The organism is Paenibacillus sp. FSL F4-0236, from assembly GCF_038000135.1.
Taxonomy (GTDB): Bacteria; Bacillota; Bacilli; order Paenibacillales; family Paenibacillaceae; genus Paenibacillus_AQ.
Map to the genome: position 1 here is coordinate 1,382,556 of NZ_JBBOBK010000001.1, position 17,986 is coordinate 1,400,541.

The following is a 17,986-nucleotide window of genomic DNA, read 5'->3' on the forward strand; positions in this document are numbered from 1 at the left end:
GGAGTTATCGAATGACTTCGGGGGGAGATAACAACAATGGCAAACAATGAGAAGGTTAAGCCGATCGGCGGGCCTCCAAGTGATGTTGAGCATATTAAATCGGAGAGTAACTATCTGCGGGGTGCATTAGTTGAGACACTAAGCAATCCGATTACGGGTGGTCTACCTGAAGATGATAATCGGCTGCTTAAATTTCACGGAAGCTATATGCAGGATGACAGAGATTTGCGCAATGAACGGGAACGTCAGAAGCTGGAGCCAGCATTCCAGTTTATGCTTCGCGTAGTTGCCCCAGGTGGTGTAGCTACACCGGAACAATGGCTGGTGATGGATGATCTGGCACAGAAGTATGGTAACGGAACCTTACGTCTGACTACAAGACAGGCATTTCAAATGCATGGCGTTCTCAAATGGAACTTAAAAAAGACCATTCGAAGCATCAATGATACGCTAATGACAACCCTTGCAGCTTGTGGGGATGTCAACCGTAACGTAATGAGCAATCCGAATCCTTATCAATCTGAGGTGCATGCAGAAGTCTATGAATGGGCGCGCAAAGTTAGTGATCATCTATCCCCACGTACTCCCGCTTACCATGAAATTTGGCTAGACGGTGAAAAGGTAGTGGATAGTTTAGGAGATCGGGCAGAAGTTGAACCGATCTATGGTCCGGTATATTTACCGCGTAAATTCAAGATTGGTCTTGCGGTGCCCCCTTCAAATGATGTAGATGTGTTCTCACAGGATCTAGGCTTCATCGCTATTCTTGAGAATGATAAGCTGGTAGGGTTCAACGTTTCTGTAGGCGGCGGTATGGGAATGACGCATGGCGATACCAGCACGTATCCTCAGCTTGGCCGCATCATTGGTTTTTGCCGTCCTGATCAATTGATCGATGTAGCGGAGAAGACAGTAACGATTCAGCGAGACTATGGAAATCGTTCTGTCCGCAAAAATGCACGGTTCAAGTATACGATTGACCGCCACGGTCTGGAATGGTTTGTCGATGAGCTGCATGAAAGACTCGGATGGCAGCTTGAGGCGGCACGTGAGTACCATTTCGACCATAATGGAGACCGCTATGGCTGGGTGAAGGGTACGAATGGAAAATGGAATTTGACGCTTTATATCCAAAGCGGACGGATTCATGACCAAGAAGGGTACACATTGATGACTGGACTGCGGGAAATTGCCAAGATTCATACCGGGGATTTCCGGCTTACGCCGAATCAGAATTTAACGATTGCTAACGTAACCACTGCCAAAAAGCGAAAAGTGGCTGAGCTGGCTAAACAGCATGGACTTACGGACGGAGCTCATCTGTCTGCGCTACGACGCAGTTCGATGTCTTGTGTGGCGCTACCAACCTGCGGACTTGCAATGGCTGAAGCAGAACGTTATTTGCCTTCGTTGATTGATAAGCTAGAGCTTGTCCTTGATGAAGCTGGTCTACGCGATGAGGAAATCGTGATCCGAATGACAGGCTGTCCTAATGGGTGTGCAAGACCGGCACTAGGCGAAATCTCGTTTATTGGTAAAGGTCCAGGCAGATATAATATGTACTTGGGAGCAGGTTTTACGGGAGATCGCTTGAACAAAATGTATAAAGAAAACATAGATGAAAAAGAGATTCTGGAGACGCTAGAGCCAATTCTTCATCGTTATTCAAAAGAACGTCTGCATAGCGAGCATTTTGGAGATTTCGTGATCCGTGCAGGTTATGTCAAAGCGGTTTCGTCAGGTCTTAATTTTCATGACTAATCTAATTTAGACTGAAATGGGTGTCCCAGAGCCTGCATTATGGCTGCTGGGACACCTCTTTGTTGGTTGGCCTTACCTAGAATAAGGGGAGTTTTTTAGTTTCAGACAGGAATAAATATTTTTTTTGGTTAATGATTTGGATTTCTCGTGTTTTTCTTTCATAATATAAAGGGGAAACTAAATACAAAAGAAGAGCCATTGCCCGAGAGTGATGTGTTCTGTACAGAAGAGGCGATATTATGATTATCATGAAAACGATGGAAGAAATCGAAAAAATGCGTGCGGCGGGAAAAATTCTCGCTGAATGTCATCGTCAAATTGCGCAAATTCTACAGCCGGGAATTACTACCTGGGAGATTGATGAATTTGCAGAAAAATTTATACTGTCTCAAGGAGCAACTCCTGAGCAAAAAGGATATAACGGATATCCGTACGCAACCTGTGCCTCTGTAAATGATGTAATCTGCCACGGATTTCCGAAAAAGGAACCACTTAAAGATGGAGATATAGTAACCATAGACATGGTAGTTAACTTAGATGGCTGGTTGGCAGATTCCGCTTGGTCATATGGGATTGGCAACATTAGTGAGCAGGCGACTAAATTGCTAGACACCACAAAGGAATCTTTATTCCGTGGTATCGAGCAGGCAGTTGCAGGCAACCGTATCGGGGATGTCGCTCATGCTATTCAAGTTTACGCAGAGTCTAATGGTTTTTCTGTTGTGCGTGATTTTATTGGCCATGGGATTGGTTCAGAAATGCATGAAGCACCAGAGGTACCTCACTATGGTCCAGCTGGCAGAGGACCTCGTCTTAAAGAGGGGATGGTATTTACCATTGAACCGATGCTGAACACAGGCAGCTACAGAACAAAAATTGATGCGGATGGTTGGACTGCACGTACCATTGACGGCGGTCTGTCAGCACAGTATGAACATACATTAGCTATCACCCCTCAAGGAACCATTATTCTGACTGAACTATAATTTAGGGTGGGAAATAGACCTGATTAGCTTCATCTTCTCATGATGTTGCTGATCAGGTCTATTTGTTGTTCAATTAATCAGTTAATCAGTAATGTTGCGAGTATAATATTCAATGATATCTTTTCGACGAATAATTCCGACAAACACGCCTTCTTTATCAATCACAGGAACAAAATTCTGATCTGCGGCGAGCGTCAGCATATCCTCCATTTCGGCATTTATGAGAACGCTCTCGTTATGAACATGCTTCTGGATATCGCTTACTGGAACTTCTCCTATATTGTCAAAAGTTAGACCTGCTGTGTTTTTCAGCTTCCACAATAGATCCCCTTCCGAAAGTGTTCCTACATATTTTCCTTCATTATCAATAATAGGGATAGCCGTATAATGGTGCTGCTCTAATTGTTCTAAGGCTTCCAGCATGGATAGTGAGTTAGTGATATAGGCAACTTGATCTTTAGGCAACAAAAAAGAGGATATTTCCATCGGCATGAACTCCTTTGTATTGAGATTTTTTTAGTTAGGCTACTTTTATTTAAACATACTTTTTGAAGGGATAGGTGTTTTAAATTTTATTATTTAATTATAGGTGAAAAGACCTATTTAGTGATAGTCGTATTTTGTCGATTAAAGATAAGGTATATTATCCTAGAGTGGAGTTGTTCAGATGGCGTTATATCGTAGGCTTTCTTTAACGGTAAAATTTGTTCTGGTAGTAAGTTTAGTTATCATTGTTATCTTTTTCTTTAGTCTAATCGCGAATCTGCTTAATCTGCGAAGTGTGAGCATATCGAACGGTGAACTAGAGGCGGAAGTTGCTGGGCGAAGTTATGCGGAAACTATTCAGAATAGTATGGTAGACATAGAGTCGGCAGCAAAGGTATTCACAGAAGTACTGGTTGAATCAAGAGAACATCAAACTTTGAGTCGTGAAGAAGTTATTTCTACAATGAAATCGATGCTTGAGAATAGACCCGAGCTTTTTGCAATTAGTACAGTGTGGGAACCCAATGCCTTCGATCAAAATGATCAGGCTAATATCAATAAGACGCCATATGATGATGGTACGGGGCGTTTTATTCCTTATGTTCTTAGGAATCAAGGTTCAATAACGGTTGAACCCTTAAAGAATTACGATGTAGAAGGTGCGGGTGATTATTACCTTATACCTAAAAAAGAGAAAAAACCGATCTACATTGAACCCTATTCCTATGAGACGACTGGTGGGGCTATAGAGATGATTTCGGTTATGCTGCCCATTTTGGACAAATCGGGCACTTTTCTTGGGACGGTAGGATTTGATGTTTCGTTATCAAAGCTCCAGGAGGATGCTGAGAAATATAAACCTATGGGTGGATACGTTTCTCTAGTCACGGGTAATGGTAAATATGCAGCTAATCCTAATGATCCAGAAAGTGTACTTAAAGATTTCGGTGATACGGAAGAGAAAGCTGCACTGTGGAGACAAGTGAAGAATGGGAAGTCGGTTCAGGGGTACACCAATAATTCGAAAGGAGAAAATGTACTTCGTATTTTTGTTCCGATTCCACTGCCAGAAAGCGATCAGGTATGGTATACGCAGACTGCGATTCCTAAAGCTACAATCATGGCTGATTACGAACAAACGAAAACAGAATCATTTATTATCATGATTGTTGGGATGCTGATTCTAGGAATAGTTATAGTCTTACAATTATGGTTAATGGTGATCAAACCGCTTCGAGTATTATCTGAGAAATTGCAGCTTATGGCTCAAGGGGACTTAACACAAACATTGCAGGTTCGAAATGATGATGAATTCGGTAAGATGTCTTCACATTTTAATCAGATGACATATAAGCTTCGAGAAATGTTTGGACTTGTGGCTGATTTATCGATGTCAGTGGGTGCTACTTCTGAAGAGTTGACAGCGAACGCGGAACAGACAGGGAAAGCTGCTGAACAGATTGCTGTGGCTATTGGACGAGTCGCCGAGGGAGCGCAACTGCAGAATGGTTATGCAGGAGAATCTTCTCTGGCCATGAGCGATCTTAGCATTGGAGTGCAACGAATCGCTGACTCTTCATCAGCGGTGTCTGCATCTGCAGATGAAGTAACCGATCAAACGAAGAGAGGCAGTGCACAGCTTCAAATGGCGGTGAACCAGATGACAGAGCTTAAGCAATCCGTGGACGAGACCAGTCTGGCGATTGAACGACTAGGTGAAAGATCTGTACAGATTAGTGGGATTATTGGTTTGATCTCGAATATTAGTAAACAGACTAATCTATTGGCATTAAACGCAGCAATTGAAGCATCCAGAGTGGGTGAACAAGGTCGTGGATTTGCTGTAGTAGCTTCGGAAATACGGATGTTGGCGGATCAAACGAAACAAGCTGCCGAACAAGTTACTGAATTAGTCGAACATGTGGTCCAAGATACTAATCAAGCCTCACAGGCTATGGCTGTTGGTAATGAGCAAGTACGTATCGGTGTGCAGGGTGTATCTGACAGTGATCTTTTGTTTACATCGATTCTTGCTGAAATGACACAGGTTACAGATCAGATTCAGGAAGTATCTGCAGCTGCACAGCAGATGACTGCTGGTACAGAGCAAATTTCAGCTAGTGTAAAAGTATTAGCCGAACTTGCATCAGAAGCGTCCGCAGATTCACAAAGTGTAGCAGCAGCCTCAGAGGAGCAGCTTGCTTCTATGGAAGAAATCTCAGCTTCGACGGAATCTCTCAGCTCAATGGTGCAAGATTTGCTGGACAAATTGTCTTATTTTAAAATTTAAACTGATGTGATATCGTGATTACAGGTGGGAAACCCTGTCCTTTTCTAAAGGATTAGGGTTTTTCCATTTATTACATAATCTAAAAGGTATCTACATGCCATCGGATGTGCTATAATCAATATATCGAAAGTAGTTACCTGCTAATTCACATAGCGTAGAGGGTTATTCTTAAGATGACAATAACCTTGTACCATATGTGAATTTTTATTTTTTTAGAGATTTTGTAAGAGATTTTTTTGGGATAAGAATAACATGTAAATTAAAAAAAGGTGGTAATTATATTATGCAAACAGGAACAGTGAAATGGTTTAACGCAGACAAAGGCTTTGGTTTTATCGAGGTTGAAGGCGGAGAAGACGTATTCGTACATTTTAGCGCAATCACTGGTGACGGATTCAAATCTTTGGATGAAGGACAACGTGTAGAATTTAACGTAGTTCAAGGCAATCGTGGTCAACAAGCTGAGAATGTTGTAAAACTCTAAAGTTGTGAAAAAAATCCCCAAACTTATAGTTTGGGGATTTTTTTAAATATAAGAAATTATAAGTTTCACACAATACTTTATGTCTTATATTTCTCGCTTAGTAGAAAGGTGGCGGATGTAAGTGCAGGTGTTTGAAGACTGGAATTTAAAAGTGAAGAAAACCTTTAACGCTACAAGCAACAAAGAAGTATTGACTGTGTCTGAAGCCGGTAGCTTGCTTGGTCTGTCTAAAGATCAAATGAAAAGCTATGTAGACCAGCATAAGTTAACCAAAGTCCCAATTATGAGAAGTGTTGTCAGGTATCTTTTACTGAAAAGTGAAATCGATACGATCCTGAACAAAACCTAATGTAACCTCAATATACTTTGCAGACCCATCCTTGATAGGATGTGGTCTTTTTTTTGCCTCAAAAATTTCTTATAAAAAGAAACTTATCGATCCAATGATCGTCTATAATAATGGGATATTTAGGTAATGGAGGGTAGGCAGAAATAAAAAGTGATGTTCATTAATGGTGAGAAGTCGCATAAACAGAAAGGGTAATTCATTCAAATGAAAAATAAACAGAGCACTCATCCACCTGCTTCATTTGCTTTAAGTAGAATCGAGAAAAAGAAAGTGAAAAAGAATAAAATCAGCAAGAAAATGAAGATTTGGTATTTTTCGATCGCTACCTTACTTCTTGTTGGGCTGGGATCCTTTATTTTCCGTAAAGAACTAATGATTTTTGGGTTTAATAATGTTGTAGCACCAACTATTGAACACACCCTTGAAGAGTCCTATGTGCCGTTGGAAGACACTGAAGAATCTGGATTACAAGCAACGACGGAAAATAAAGACCGTCCTTTCTCTATCCTTCTACTAGGCACCGATCAGCGTGGCAAAGAAAACGGACTTTCTGATTCCATTATTTATACAGTTATTCGACCTGTAGACCATAAAGCACTGCTCGTCTCCATTCCCCGTGATTCATATACTGAAATTATTGGAGCAGAAAATATCAAAGGAGCACGAAAAGAAACCAAGATTAATGCAGCGCATTCCTACGGTGGTCCTCAGATGAGTGTGGATACCGTTAAGAATCTACTGAACGCACCTATTGATTACTATGCTACTATTAATTTTAATGGGCTTGTGGGTGTTACAGATGCGCTTGGAGGAGTGGTGCTTCCAATCACCAAGGTGATAGAGAATAAGAGCCCCGATCATGAGAAACTAAGAATTGAGCCGAACAAACCGATCTATTCCGGTAAGGAAGCTTTAATGTATGTAAGATATCGGGAAGATTCTGATTTTAAGCGAACAGAGAGACAACGGATTTTCCTAAAAGCAGCGCTTGATCGGATGAAAAGAATAGATAATATTCTTAATATACAGAACATTATTGAAATTGCTGGCAGTAACTTTAAAACCAATATGAAGTCAGATTTTATTTTGGATTTGGCTAAGAAGGTAATTCTTGAAGGTGGAACCCCTGAAATAACGAGTCATATGCTCCAAGGGGAAGGAAAACATACGGATCAATGGTATTATATACTCGATGAAAATGATGTAAAGCGTACCCATGATATGATTGAGATTTGGCTGAATCCAGAATCTACTGAGGCTGATCTAATAACTGCTTCTAAGGATGATGCTGCATAATATTTTTGCTATTCTATTTTATATTCACACGGAGGTTAGCTTCTATGGCAGTAAAATCAAAGGAGCAAATGATACTCGAATTTAAGTCTCTTATTCCATTCGTGAAATCATTAGAAGAGGTGCCAGATAAACATTGGGATAAGCCCATAGCTACTGGTAAATGGACCGTGAAGGATATTCTCTGTCACCTCATGCTCTGGGATAAATATTTCTATGAAGGCGCTATTAAGAAGATTATTTTGAAAGAACCACTAACAACGAAACATTTGGATTTTAACGAATTTAATGCTAACGCGATTGAGTATGCCAAATTGTTATCCAAGCAAACCTTGATTGAACAATTTGTGCTCTACAGATCTAGAATTTTAGATGCAGTCTCTGGATTATCGGATGAAGAATGCGATTTGGAATATAAGGATGGAGACCGCAAGAAGTTTAGTGTTCGCAAGTATATGAGAAGTTTTATTCCACATGATAAGCATCATAAAAAACAGATTGAACAATTTCTAAAATACATACAGCAAGGTTGAAAGCTTGCCTTTTATGGTTTAAGCTTTAGCGCGATTCTGAACCAATTTCATGGATTGGCGAATGAGTATTGGGCCGAACATGCTGCCGGCTGAGGCGGCTATAAAGGAATGTAAGGGAAACCTAATGGCAAAGTAAATGACCGTTCCAGCTACAAAGTCAATAAGAATGAATTTCTTGATCTCTGATAGTGGGATTGTGACGAATACAAATGATTCTTTATTTTTCAAGTGGTTGACCTCCTATTTGATAACGCAGCATATAAATCCACTGTTCATTCTATTTTGAGAACAAGATGTCCCATTCGAAATATTTAGACTAACGGCATAGAAGAGTAAAGGGTGAAGACTCGAATGGATAATCAGGATCATCAAAAAGAGCGGAAACCGCTATTATATATACAGACAGCAAATCATGTTATGGAAGAAATAAGGAAGAGAAGGCTTCAGTCACATGATCTTGTCCCATCTGAAGGGGAAATTGCGAAGTTGTACGGTGTCAGTCGCATGACGGCGAAGCTTGCTCTGCAGATCTTGGAGAAAAAAGGGATCGTTTATCGCCATGCCCGTCGTGGGACATTCATATCCGCTGATTACCAGCATACACATTCCGGTGAACAGATGCTGGAGAAGGTGATCGAGGAGAAGAAACCGATACGAAGGATTGCATTGGTGATTCCTAATATGGATGATTATATTGGTAGAATAATTACTTCCGTCGAAAAAGAAGCGCGTGAAGCGAATTGTCATTTACTCATTCGAATGACTGGGGACAAAGAAGACGAAAGCATATGCTTGCAAGAGCTGTACGATGATCAAGTGGAGGGTATTATTTTATATCCGCGTGGGAGTACGCAGTGCAGTGAGAAAGTATTGGAGCTTAGTCTATTAAACTACCCTCTAGTTATCATTGATCGTATCTTTCGAGAGGTGCAGATTGACTGTGTCTACCATGATCATTACCAAGGGGCTTATAAAACCACCCAGTATTTGATTGAGAAAGGCCATCAGGAAATCGGATATCTTTCAATGGCATTTGATGGTGTGACGAGCAGGGAAGACCGGTATAGAGGTTATCTTCAAGCTATGCTGGATCATGATCTGCCGGTAAACAGCCGTAAAATTTACTTGAGCTGCTCAGAAGATTATATGCATCAGTTGAATGCTCCGAATGTGCAGTTGGCGTCGTTTTTAGGTAATAATTCCGCTTTAACGGCAGTCGTATGTGCAGACGACTATATCGCTGCATCATGCTTGTATACGGCAATCTCCATGCAAATATTGGTTCCGGATCATTTGTCTATCATAGGGTTTACCGACATTCAATTGGCAAGCTTGCTGCCGGTTCCATTAACTACAGCAAGACAAGCTACAGAGAAACTCGGACAAGCAGCTGTCCAGCGAGTTGTTAAACGGATGGATAATTCACGTGAAGGGGCGCTAACGATTAAGATTGATACCACCATCGTCGAGCGAAGCTCCGTTAGACCCAACGTTATTAAATAATTCGCTTGTAAATTAACTTTTGAGGCTCTTTCCCCACATTTTTGTGGAGGGAAGAGTTTTTTATATCAGTGATATAAAATTGCGACATTGTATTTTTCATATTATTTAATGTTATTATTTCGGACTATTTGGTTGTATAGATCAGTGACATATAATAATCTGAAAATAGATCGTTGGAAATTCCAGTTTTCTATAAGCCATAATCTAATGGAAGCAGGTCGGGAAAATGAATAACACTAAGAAGGTCCATGTTGTATTTAAAACGCATTTGGATATTGGGTTCACGAATTTGGCTGCGCATGTATTAAGACAATACATGGAAGAGTATATTCCGAAAGCGATCGCTTTGGCCGATACATTAGAGGCTGAAGGAGGCCGCGCGCAATTTGTATGGACGACTGGATCCTGGCTAATTCGTTATTATTTGGATCGCGCACCTGCTTCGGAAAGAGAAGCGATGGAGAAGGCAATTCGTAAAGGACATATAGTGTGGCATGGGTTACCGTTCACTACACATACAGAGCTTATGGATAAGGAGCTTTTCCGATACGGGCTAACGATCAGCCAAGAGCTTGATCAACAATTTGGAAAACAAACGATAGCCGCCAAAATGACGGATGTGCCAGGTCATACCCTGTCCATGGTTCCGTATATGCAGAAAGCAGGCATTCAGTATATGCATCTCGGAGTTAACCCAGCATCTATGCGTCCTGATGTACCAAAGCTGTTTCGCTGGCAGGCAGAGGATGGCAGCGAATTAATTGTGAACTATGCCGGAAGCTACGGAGAGCCGGTTGAGATTGAAGGGATCGACGATATATTGCTATTTGCGCATACGGGTGACAATTGTGGGCCGCCAAGTGCTGAGGAAATCGAAGAGCAGTTTCGTGAAATCCAAGAACGATACCCTGACGCTGAGATTATAGCGTCTTCACTAGATGCATTTGCAAGAAGTCTTATGCAGGTTCGCGAGCAGCTTCCTGTGGTTAGTGAAGAAATCGGTGATACTTGGATTCATGGTGCAGGGACAGATCCATTAAAACTTGCCAAGCTTCGCGAGCTTCAACGTTTGAGAAGCAAATGGCTGTCCGAAGGAAGCTTAGACGAGCATAGTACTGCCTATAAAGGAATGAGCAATGCTATGTTGATGGTAGCAGAGCATACATGGGGTTTAGACGTAAAGAAATGGCTTCCTGACTTTCGAAACTATGCGAAAATAGATTTCAATAATGCTAGAATCAAGGACGAGATTGATGTAGATGATATTCCTGCGAAATTCAATTATATTGGTGCATTCGCTATGGATGAATTCGATAAACATTCTAGTGGTTTATTTGCCTCAGAACAGAGTGTCCGAAAGTATTCGATGATCGAACATTCTTGGGCGGAGCAACGGGGCTATCTGGATCAGGCAGTCGCATGCCTGGATAAAGATAAACAAGCGGAGGCAAAGGAAGCGTTCGGTAGGCTAGAGCCTACGAGGAAAGATTGTTCCGCTGATGCTGAGCAGGTTAGTGTCCAAGAGGTGTACGCGGTTGAAGGTTACAAACTGACCTTTGGCGTGAATGGCTCACTTGTTCATTTATCGGACGCTAATGAGAAAGTATGGGTAGACGAAAGCCATCCCTTCGGCGTTTACGCCTATGAGACGTTTGGAACGGAGGACTACGCCAGATACTTCCGTACCTATATGCAAAATTTAGGCTTCACCCATCCATGGTCTGATGCCGACTTTAATAAGCCTGGCTTTGAATTTGTTCGACCATTACCTTGTCATCAGCTATATGAACCCATCGTGACTGATATGAAGCGAGTAAACGGCAAACGGTTCTTGCTACGTTTACGCATGCCGGTACAAGCCTATGAATTATATGGTGCGCCGAAGGAACTTGAATTAGTGTATGATTTTGAGCATGAAGGTACGGTTGACGTATCACTGCAATGGTTCGGAAAAGAAGCGAACCGCCTTCCAGAAGCAAGCTGGTTCGGTTGTGCATTGAATGTCGATAATCCTAATCTTTGGATGATGGATAAGATGGGCTTGCCAGTCTCACCTTTGCGTGTAGTGAAGGACGGGAATCGTAATCTTCATGCCATTGGACATGGCGTTAGTTATCAGGGTGCAGATGGGAGCGCCTTTATCGAAACCATGGATGCTGCTTTGGCTGCACCGGGTCAAAAAAGACTGCTACAATTTGATAATTCTTTTGTTTCTCTAGATAAAGGATGGCATTTTAATTTGCACAACAATATCTGGGGTACCAATTTTCCTATGTGGTACGGTGAAGATGCAGTATTTCGTTTTCGTCTAAATTTACAATCGAACCGTAAGTAAAAGAATAGAAGAATACTTGTGACTGAAATGCACCCCTTAGAATAAAGATTGGAAAACCCTCTGGGTTCGATGTCTTTCTATGAGGTGCATTTTTGCTCAGTTTCTGCAACTGATAAGATCTCAATGTTAAAAAGACAAATTTCCACTTGGAAAATTTGGTTTTCATAGGTGATATCCCATATTCCGCCGATTTCTTCTACCGCATTCTTTACGCTTTTTAGACCGATACCATGAAAATGCTTGTCTCGTTTTGTTGTGGCTAATTCCCCGAAATGATTCATACGTATTGAATGCTGATATGGATTCTGTATTCTGATAAATAAAGTACCCTTATGATAATGAAGCTGGAATTTAATATAGGGCTGAGTCACACCTGGATGCTTGCATGCTTCTATGGCATTATCAAGGGTGTTCCCTAGAATAATGCTAAATGCATAAGCATCAAGGTCAAGCTGAGGTGGAATCTTAATATCCGTTTGAAAGGAGATACCCAGCTTTTTGGCAAATTGCGACTTGTAATTAATGATAGAGTCGATTAGGATGGAGCCGGTATTACTTTCACCTGAAGAGAGTTCTATTACTCCAAGAAGCTTATCCACATCATTCAGTCCGGCTTCTTTTTCCCCAGCTTGTAATTGAGACCTCAGGCCGAGCAAGATATTCCTGAAATCATGTTGAAACGTAAAGACTTCTTGCTGCCTTTCTTTCGTGAGCAGATACTGGTTCAAATAGTAGGTGTTTTGCTGTTCCAACAAGTAGTTTTTATTCTGTGCCGATTGTATGGTTAATACACGATCACACAAAAGAATGATCAGGAAGTTGATTAATAGCAATCCTCCGGACAAAGTCGGATACAACGCCGGATATTCCCGCAATGACAGCTCGCCCGATAATTTTGCAATACTGAGGATGCTGATAAACGGAAAGCAGAACAGCCCGATCCAATACCAACTGCTTAGACTGCCCTCGCCAAAAGCTTTGGTAAAACGAAGCGTGATCTGTACCAGTATAAACATCAGAATCTTCGACAAAAACAAGGTAAAGATGTATCCGCTTGTCGTATACACAGGTGCAGTAGCTGCATCTGAAAGAATAATCAGTGCGACTATAAATAAAGCAGCACCAATTCGCCATTGTATTTTTCCTTTATACAAAAAGGACAAGAGAACGATCCCCACTATATTAAGCCCTAGCATCCATAAGCCGGGGAATGGGCTGTAATGAAGGAGGAGTACGAAAATATAATAAGCAGTGTATACGGAATAAAGGATTACTTTGGATTCCCAAAGCCGTGGGAAACAATGATCATAGAAATAATGAATGATAAATGGGAGAGCTGCCAGTGTGAGGGCATAGAACAGCTCATCCAGTAGAATATTATTCAAGCAGACTCCCCCTGAATTGCAAATAACTCTTTTTCACTACGGTGCTTTGCTTATCGCTAATCGGAAGTTCTTCCCCACTCGTTAATACAATTTTTTTGCCCTGAATTTGTTTTATGTAATCGAAATTCACAAGATACGATTGATGAATCCGCACAAACTGCTTCGAAGGTAGCTTTCCTTCTTCTATAGATAAAGTACTGTAATATTCCGTTTGATCTTCCGTTGTTTGCAAAATGATTTTTCGGCGATCACTTGCCAAGTACATAATATTACGGATTGGAATAAGTAGTTTAGTTCCGCTTTGGTGTACAGGCAGTAATTTTGGTTGATTTTGCTGACGCTTGACCTTTATTTGCTGAATCATAGAGATTAGTTTTTTTTCAAAAGACTCGTTATGTATAGGCTTCTTTATAAAACCAGAAGGTTGAACGTCAAATAGTTGAACATGATACTCTTCGTGGCTCGATACGTAAATCAACCGAACCCTATCATTATCACAATCTCTCCGTAATATATGACCCGCTGTTATTCCGCTTATTCCCTTCATTTCTATATCCATAAAAATAAGATCAAATGGACAACCATGTTGAATGGCTTTCGTGAAACTTTCACCAGAATAGAATATGGATACCTCTATCTTTACGGTCTGCTGAATGGGATGGTTAAGGATCAATCTCTCAATACATTCTGTTGTCTTAAAATCATCATCACAAATAGCAATATGTATCATGTGAAATTCCCCTCCTGTGTATAAATAATAATACATTATATGGGAGTATAATCAACCTTTATCCTTTTAGGGATCACTTGGAAGTGGTGAAAGTTACATTTATTCCAGTGTTTTTTACTATTGCGATTAGTAATTCTAGTAAACATGCTAATTTAATATCAATTAGTAGTAGACGGTATGGAGGAGTTGAAAAATGAATACAACAATCTTTGAAGCTGAGGGATTAACTAAACAGTACGGCAGTGCAAATGCGCTTCAAAATATAAATATGCAGATTAAACAGGGTGATATCTATGGTTTTGTAGGTGAGAATGGAGCAGGTAAAACCACACTCATGAAAATAATTAGTGGCTTAGTTTACCCTACAAAAGGGACTATCCAATTGATGGGTAAAAGTAGTGAGAAGGACATCGCACGAGTCAGGAAAAAAATGGGGGTTTTAATAGAGCTACCTGCCCTCTACCCCCATATGAATGCTGAAGAGAATTTAAGCTTTTATTGCAAGATTCATGGTATTTCGGATTTTAAGAGAATTAAAGATGTGCTGAATTTAGTGGGACTAACGGATGTTGAAAACAAAAATACAACGGAATATTCTCTGGGCATGCGTCAACGCTTAGGGCTGGCAATTTCCCTTCTCAATGAACCGGAATTTTTAGTGTTGGATGAACCGATTAATGGACTTGATCCTACAGGAATTGTAGAGATGAGAAAATTATTGGCTAAGCTGGCACATGAAAAAGGGGTTACCATCTTGATTTCCAGCCATATCTTGAGTGAGCTCCAATTGTTAGCTACCCAATTCGGGTTTATTCATAAAGGGCAGTTCATTAAGGAAGTCTCTGTGGAAGAACTCTTGCAATCAGCCGAAGCACAAATTTGTATTAAGACCGTTGAAATAGCTGCAGCAATAAACGTGCTTAAGAACGATCTTAATATTCATTCGATCACATTGTCAGAAGCCGGAGAAATATTGGTTCCCAAGGATTTGACAGATCTTGAACAGTTAATGTCAACGTTAATTAGAAATGGAATTCCACTTGAAGGAATCAACCTGTCCACAGCAAATCTTGAGCATTATTATATGGATCTGATAGGAGAATGAGCAATGAGGGATTTTCTGAAAGCTGAGTCTTACTTTATAAGAAGGGATATCATGTTTAAGGGAATTTCTCTTCTGTTCCTTATAGCAAGTCTGGTACTAGCAATCTGGATTGGCGGTAAAGGTGGTTTTGAAATCGGTAATCTCGCGGAACCCTTAACGATTGTGACACCTTTATCTTTATTTTTTTATTTTATTATTCCAGTTTACGTATGTTTTTTTGCAACCGAAGGATTTGAATATGGATCTATCAAAGTTATCCTGGCTTCCGGACAAAGTAGGTTTATCTATATCACGGGGAAATACCTTTCTGTTTTTAAAATTATTATATGGTGGATTTTACAATTTACAGTAGTGTTTTATCTCGCTTATATGATAGCTGCTTTGATAATTGGGACTGACATCGGTAATCGTAATTTTTCTGCTGACTTGATTCAAGTTTCCCGTGTACTGGGATTAAATATCCTTTATTTATCAGCTTATGCTGCTCTAATCATTATGGTAGGTATTCTTATTAAAAGAACGGCTTCAGCGGTGGTTGTAACTTTTCTAATTATATTCGGAGACTTCATGATATCCGGTTATTTCCGTGATGCTTCCTCCGCATTGTTAAGGGGGATTTCAGACCATGCTTTAACGACTCAGGTTATGAAGTTTTCCGGAATCTACGTCGTTAATTCACAACATATAGTCCTAACTGGAGCAAAGAGCTTTATGGAAGTGGTGTTGATTCCTGTGATTATCATAGCTATTAGTTTGTCTGTCACCTATATTTCGTTTGGAAAAAGAGATATACACGCGTAGATAAAGGAGGAATTGAAATGGACAGGGGTAATAGATCACCAAAAACGATCGTTATTATAGGTGCGTTGCTAGCTATTGTAGTTTTTGTTGTTCTTTTTGTTGGTATTGAGATGGGATGAGGCTAGTCTCAGTATATGTTGCGGGGAGTTATGTGAAATGAAATACAATGTAGTATGGATCAGCATTAAAGAGTTATTTCATCCTTACCGTAAAAACATTTGGATAATCAGTATTGTTATGTTGGTGACTTCTATAGGGAGCTTTTTGACTCCTTGGTTTACCAAGCAACTTATTGACATTGGTATTCTAGGTTTGGATTTTTATCGAGTTATTCAATACGTAGGGCTAATTTTTTTAGTATTCCTTATCCAACAATTACTTGGTATTTTTCAATTCTATTACTATAAGGAAATAAGTGTGAGAATACCATATGACTTGAATAAGAAAGCTTGTAAACATGTGTTATCCGTACGCACGAAATTTTTTAAAGACAGAAATTTCTCAGTAGTGATGTCTGAGCTTTTTCAAGATATCGCCAACATATCGTCTTTGACAGACACGCAATTTTTAACATCTTTCGTTAATCTATTTAAAGTTTTCGCCGGCTTAACAGCATTGTTTTATATTAACTGGAAATTAACTCTAGTTATGCTCGCTACAATTCCAGTCAAAATGCTAATCAGCAGTTTTTTATATAAAAAGCAAGTGAAGGTGTATGAAATCATTATGCACTTGCAATCAAATTTCTCAGAATGGTTAGGGGATGCAATTAGTGGCATTGAAGCGATAAAAGTATGGGGGATTACTGGAAAACGACTAGCGAAACTGAAAGTGAATCTGGATGGAAGTAAAAATGCTAAATCCAAGTTAATGCGTTATGGATTTATTGATAGTATATCGGGTTCATTTATGACGACATTGTTTACTTGTGGTCTTTACTTGTACGGTGCTTGGTTAATCCAAAAAGATGAAATCACTATTGGCGGTCTGGTATCTTTCATTTCGTACTCATCATTGGTATTCGAACCAATTACTATCATATCGTATTTGATTACTCAATTATCCAGCGTGAAACCAGCTTTTGAGCGGTTTTTAAAATTTCTAAATACGGATGCTGAAATTGATAAACCGGAAGCGAAGGAATTATTAGAATCAATATCTATCAATGATCTGAAATTCGAAAACGTATCCTTGGTTTATGAGAATGAAAAAGCTCTGGATCAAGTGAATTTCACCATTCAAAAAGGTGAGAAAGTAGCGATTATTGGTTTGAATGGCAGTGGCAAATCATCCGTTGTAAATCTGCTGCTAAGATTCTATGAGCCTACTGAAGGCAGCATCAAAATAAACGATAAAGATGTGAAAGAGTATACTTTTGAATCCTATCGCTCAATATGGAGCTTGATGGCTCAAAACAATTATCTTTTCAATGATACTGTGGCGAACAATATCAACATTTCTGAAGAGCTTACACTTACTGAGATATTGGAAAGCTGCAAACAGTCAGGGGCATATTCATTTATCCAAGACCTGCCCGAAAAAATGGACACTCGAATTGGTTACAATGGCGCTAAACTATCGGGTGGACAAAAACAAAAAATAGCACTCGCCCGAACATTAGCACGTAAGGATACAAAAATTCTGCTATTGGATGAAGCAACCTCAAGCTATGACTATTACTCGGAGCAGGTTTTTAACGAGGAATTGTTATCTTCAGATCGTTATATGATGACTATCATTATCACGCATCGACCGGAAGTATTAAAGAGATTAGATAAGATCATTTATTTAAATGGTGGCAAGGTTCTTGGGATAGGAACTTTTGATGAGTTGTATACATCTCAGGAGAGTTTTAGAGATATGATTACTAGTACGCATAGGGAGGAAACCCCGGATGCCTTTTATTCCTTTTCAAACGAGAGCGAATCTACATTACGTCTATGAC

At 40.1% G+C, this 17,986-nt stretch carries 16 protein-coding genes; 12 read left to right on the forward strand and 4 right to left on the reverse strand.

From position 1 onward, the window contains the following. Positions 1-36: 36 nt before the first annotated feature. Together cysI and map are read left to right on the forward strand one after the other, a co-directional pair. Complete coding sequence (gene cysI, locus NSQ29_RS06270; RefSeq protein WP_339242568.1) at positions 37-1,761, forward strand: assimilatory sulfite reductase (NADPH) hemoprotein subunit; 1,725 nt, start codon at positions 37-39, stop codon at positions 1,759-1,761. 239 nt (positions 1,762-2,000) lie between these two features. Beyond that, a complete protein-coding gene (gene map, locus NSQ29_RS06275) occupies positions 2,001-2,747 on the forward strand; it encodes a type I methionyl aminopeptidase (protein WP_042129378.1) in 747 nt (248 codons plus the stop codon). An 81-nt stretch (positions 2,748-2,828) separates the two neighbouring features. Here map and NSQ29_RS06280 read toward each other — a convergent pair whose 3' ends face one another. Then, a complete protein-coding gene (locus NSQ29_RS06280) occupies positions 2,829-3,233 on the reverse strand; it encodes a CBS domain-containing protein (protein ID WP_042189973.1) in 405 nt (134 codons plus the stop codon). A gap of 181 nt (positions 3,234-3,414) precedes the next feature. Between NSQ29_RS06280 and NSQ29_RS06285 the strand changes: the two genes are divergently transcribed. The 5 genes from NSQ29_RS06285 to NSQ29_RS06305 all read left to right on the forward strand — a co-directional run bounded on the left by NSQ29_RS06285 (position 3,415) and on the right by NSQ29_RS06305 (position 8,182). Then, positions 3,415-5,523, forward strand: coding sequence for a methyl-accepting chemotaxis protein (locus NSQ29_RS06285; protein ID WP_339266073.1), 2,109 nt, complete (start codon positions 3,415-3,417; stop codon positions 5,521-5,523). 283 nt (positions 5,524-5,806) lie between these two features. Beyond that, positions 5,807-6,007: a cold-shock protein gene (locus NSQ29_RS06290; RefSeq protein WP_036685790.1), complete on the forward strand. Its 201-nt coding sequence runs from the start codon at positions 5,807-5,809 to the stop codon at positions 6,005-6,007. A 121-nt stretch (positions 6,008-6,128) separates the two neighbouring features. Continuing rightward, positions 6,129-6,356: a helix-turn-helix domain-containing protein gene (locus NSQ29_RS06295; RefSeq protein ID WP_042189969.1), complete on the forward strand. Its 228-nt coding sequence runs from the start codon at positions 6,129-6,131 to the stop codon at positions 6,354-6,356. A 204-nt stretch (positions 6,357-6,560) separates the two neighbouring features. Beyond that, on the forward strand, positions 6,561-7,652 hold the full coding sequence (locus NSQ29_RS06300; RefSeq protein WP_339242560.1) for an LCP family protein: 1,092 nt from the start codon (positions 6,561-6,563) through the stop codon (positions 7,650-7,652). A gap of 44 nt (positions 7,653-7,696) precedes the next feature. Further along, positions 7,697-8,182 carry a DinB family protein gene (locus NSQ29_RS06305; RefSeq protein ID WP_042189967.1) on the forward strand — a complete coding sequence of 162 codons (486 nt, stop codon included), beginning with the start codon at positions 7,697-7,699 and terminating at the stop codon, positions 8,180-8,182. A gap of 18 nt (positions 8,183-8,200) precedes the next feature. Here the strand turns inward: NSQ29_RS06305 and NSQ29_RS06310 are convergent, their stop codons facing one another. Then, positions 8,201-8,410 (reverse strand): hypothetical protein, encoded by a 210-nt coding sequence (locus tag NSQ29_RS06310; RefSeq protein ID WP_042189964.1) that lies wholly within the window; start codon positions 8,408-8,410, stop codon positions 8,201-8,203. Between the two features lie 123 nt (positions 8,411-8,533). Between NSQ29_RS06310 and NSQ29_RS06315 the strand changes: the two genes are divergently transcribed. Both NSQ29_RS06315 and NSQ29_RS06320 read left to right on the forward strand, forming a co-directional pair. Continuing rightward, positions 8,534-9,685, forward strand: a complete 1,152-nt coding sequence (locus tag NSQ29_RS06315; RefSeq protein WP_340971409.1) for a GntR family transcriptional regulator — start codon at positions 8,534-8,536, stop codon at positions 9,683-9,685. Between the two features lie 226 nt (positions 9,686-9,911). Next, a complete protein-coding gene (locus NSQ29_RS06320; RefSeq protein WP_341124577.1) occupies positions 9,912-12,020 on the forward strand; it encodes a DUF5054 domain-containing protein in 2,109 nt (702 codons plus the stop codon). 77 nt (positions 12,021-12,097) lie between these two features. Here NSQ29_RS06320 and NSQ29_RS06325 read toward each other — a convergent pair whose 3' ends face one another. Further along, on the reverse strand, positions 12,098-13,405 hold the full coding sequence (locus NSQ29_RS06325; protein ID WP_341124578.1) for an ATP-binding protein: 1,308 nt from the start codon (positions 13,403-13,405) through the stop codon (positions 12,098-12,100). Beyond that, positions 13,398-14,135, reverse strand: coding sequence for a LytR/AlgR family response regulator transcription factor (locus NSQ29_RS06330; protein WP_339266062.1), 738 nt, complete (start codon positions 14,133-14,135; stop codon positions 13,398-13,400). The genes NSQ29_RS06325 and NSQ29_RS06330 overlap by 8 nt, the downstream gene beginning before the upstream one ends. A 193-nt stretch (positions 14,136-14,328) precedes the next feature. Between NSQ29_RS06330 and NSQ29_RS06335 the strand changes: the two genes are divergently transcribed. The 3 genes from NSQ29_RS06335 to NSQ29_RS06345 all read left to right on the forward strand — a co-directional run bounded on the left by NSQ29_RS06335 (position 14,329) and on the right by NSQ29_RS06345 (position 17,985). Next, complete coding sequence (locus NSQ29_RS06335) at positions 14,329-15,240, forward strand: ABC transporter ATP-binding protein (RefSeq protein ID WP_341124579.1); 912 nt, start codon at positions 14,329-14,331, stop codon at positions 15,238-15,240. 3 nt (positions 15,241-15,243) lie between these two features. Further along, positions 15,244-16,041 (forward strand): ABC transporter permease, encoded by a 798-nt coding sequence (locus NSQ29_RS06340; protein WP_076300537.1) that lies wholly within the window; start codon positions 15,244-15,246, stop codon positions 16,039-16,041. A gap of 156 nt (positions 16,042-16,197) precedes the next feature. Continuing rightward, positions 16,198-17,985: an ABC transporter ATP-binding protein gene (locus NSQ29_RS06345; RefSeq protein WP_341124580.1), complete on the forward strand. Its 1,788-nt coding sequence runs from the start codon at positions 16,198-16,200 to the stop codon at positions 17,983-17,985. Position 17,986 lies beyond the last annotated feature (1 nt).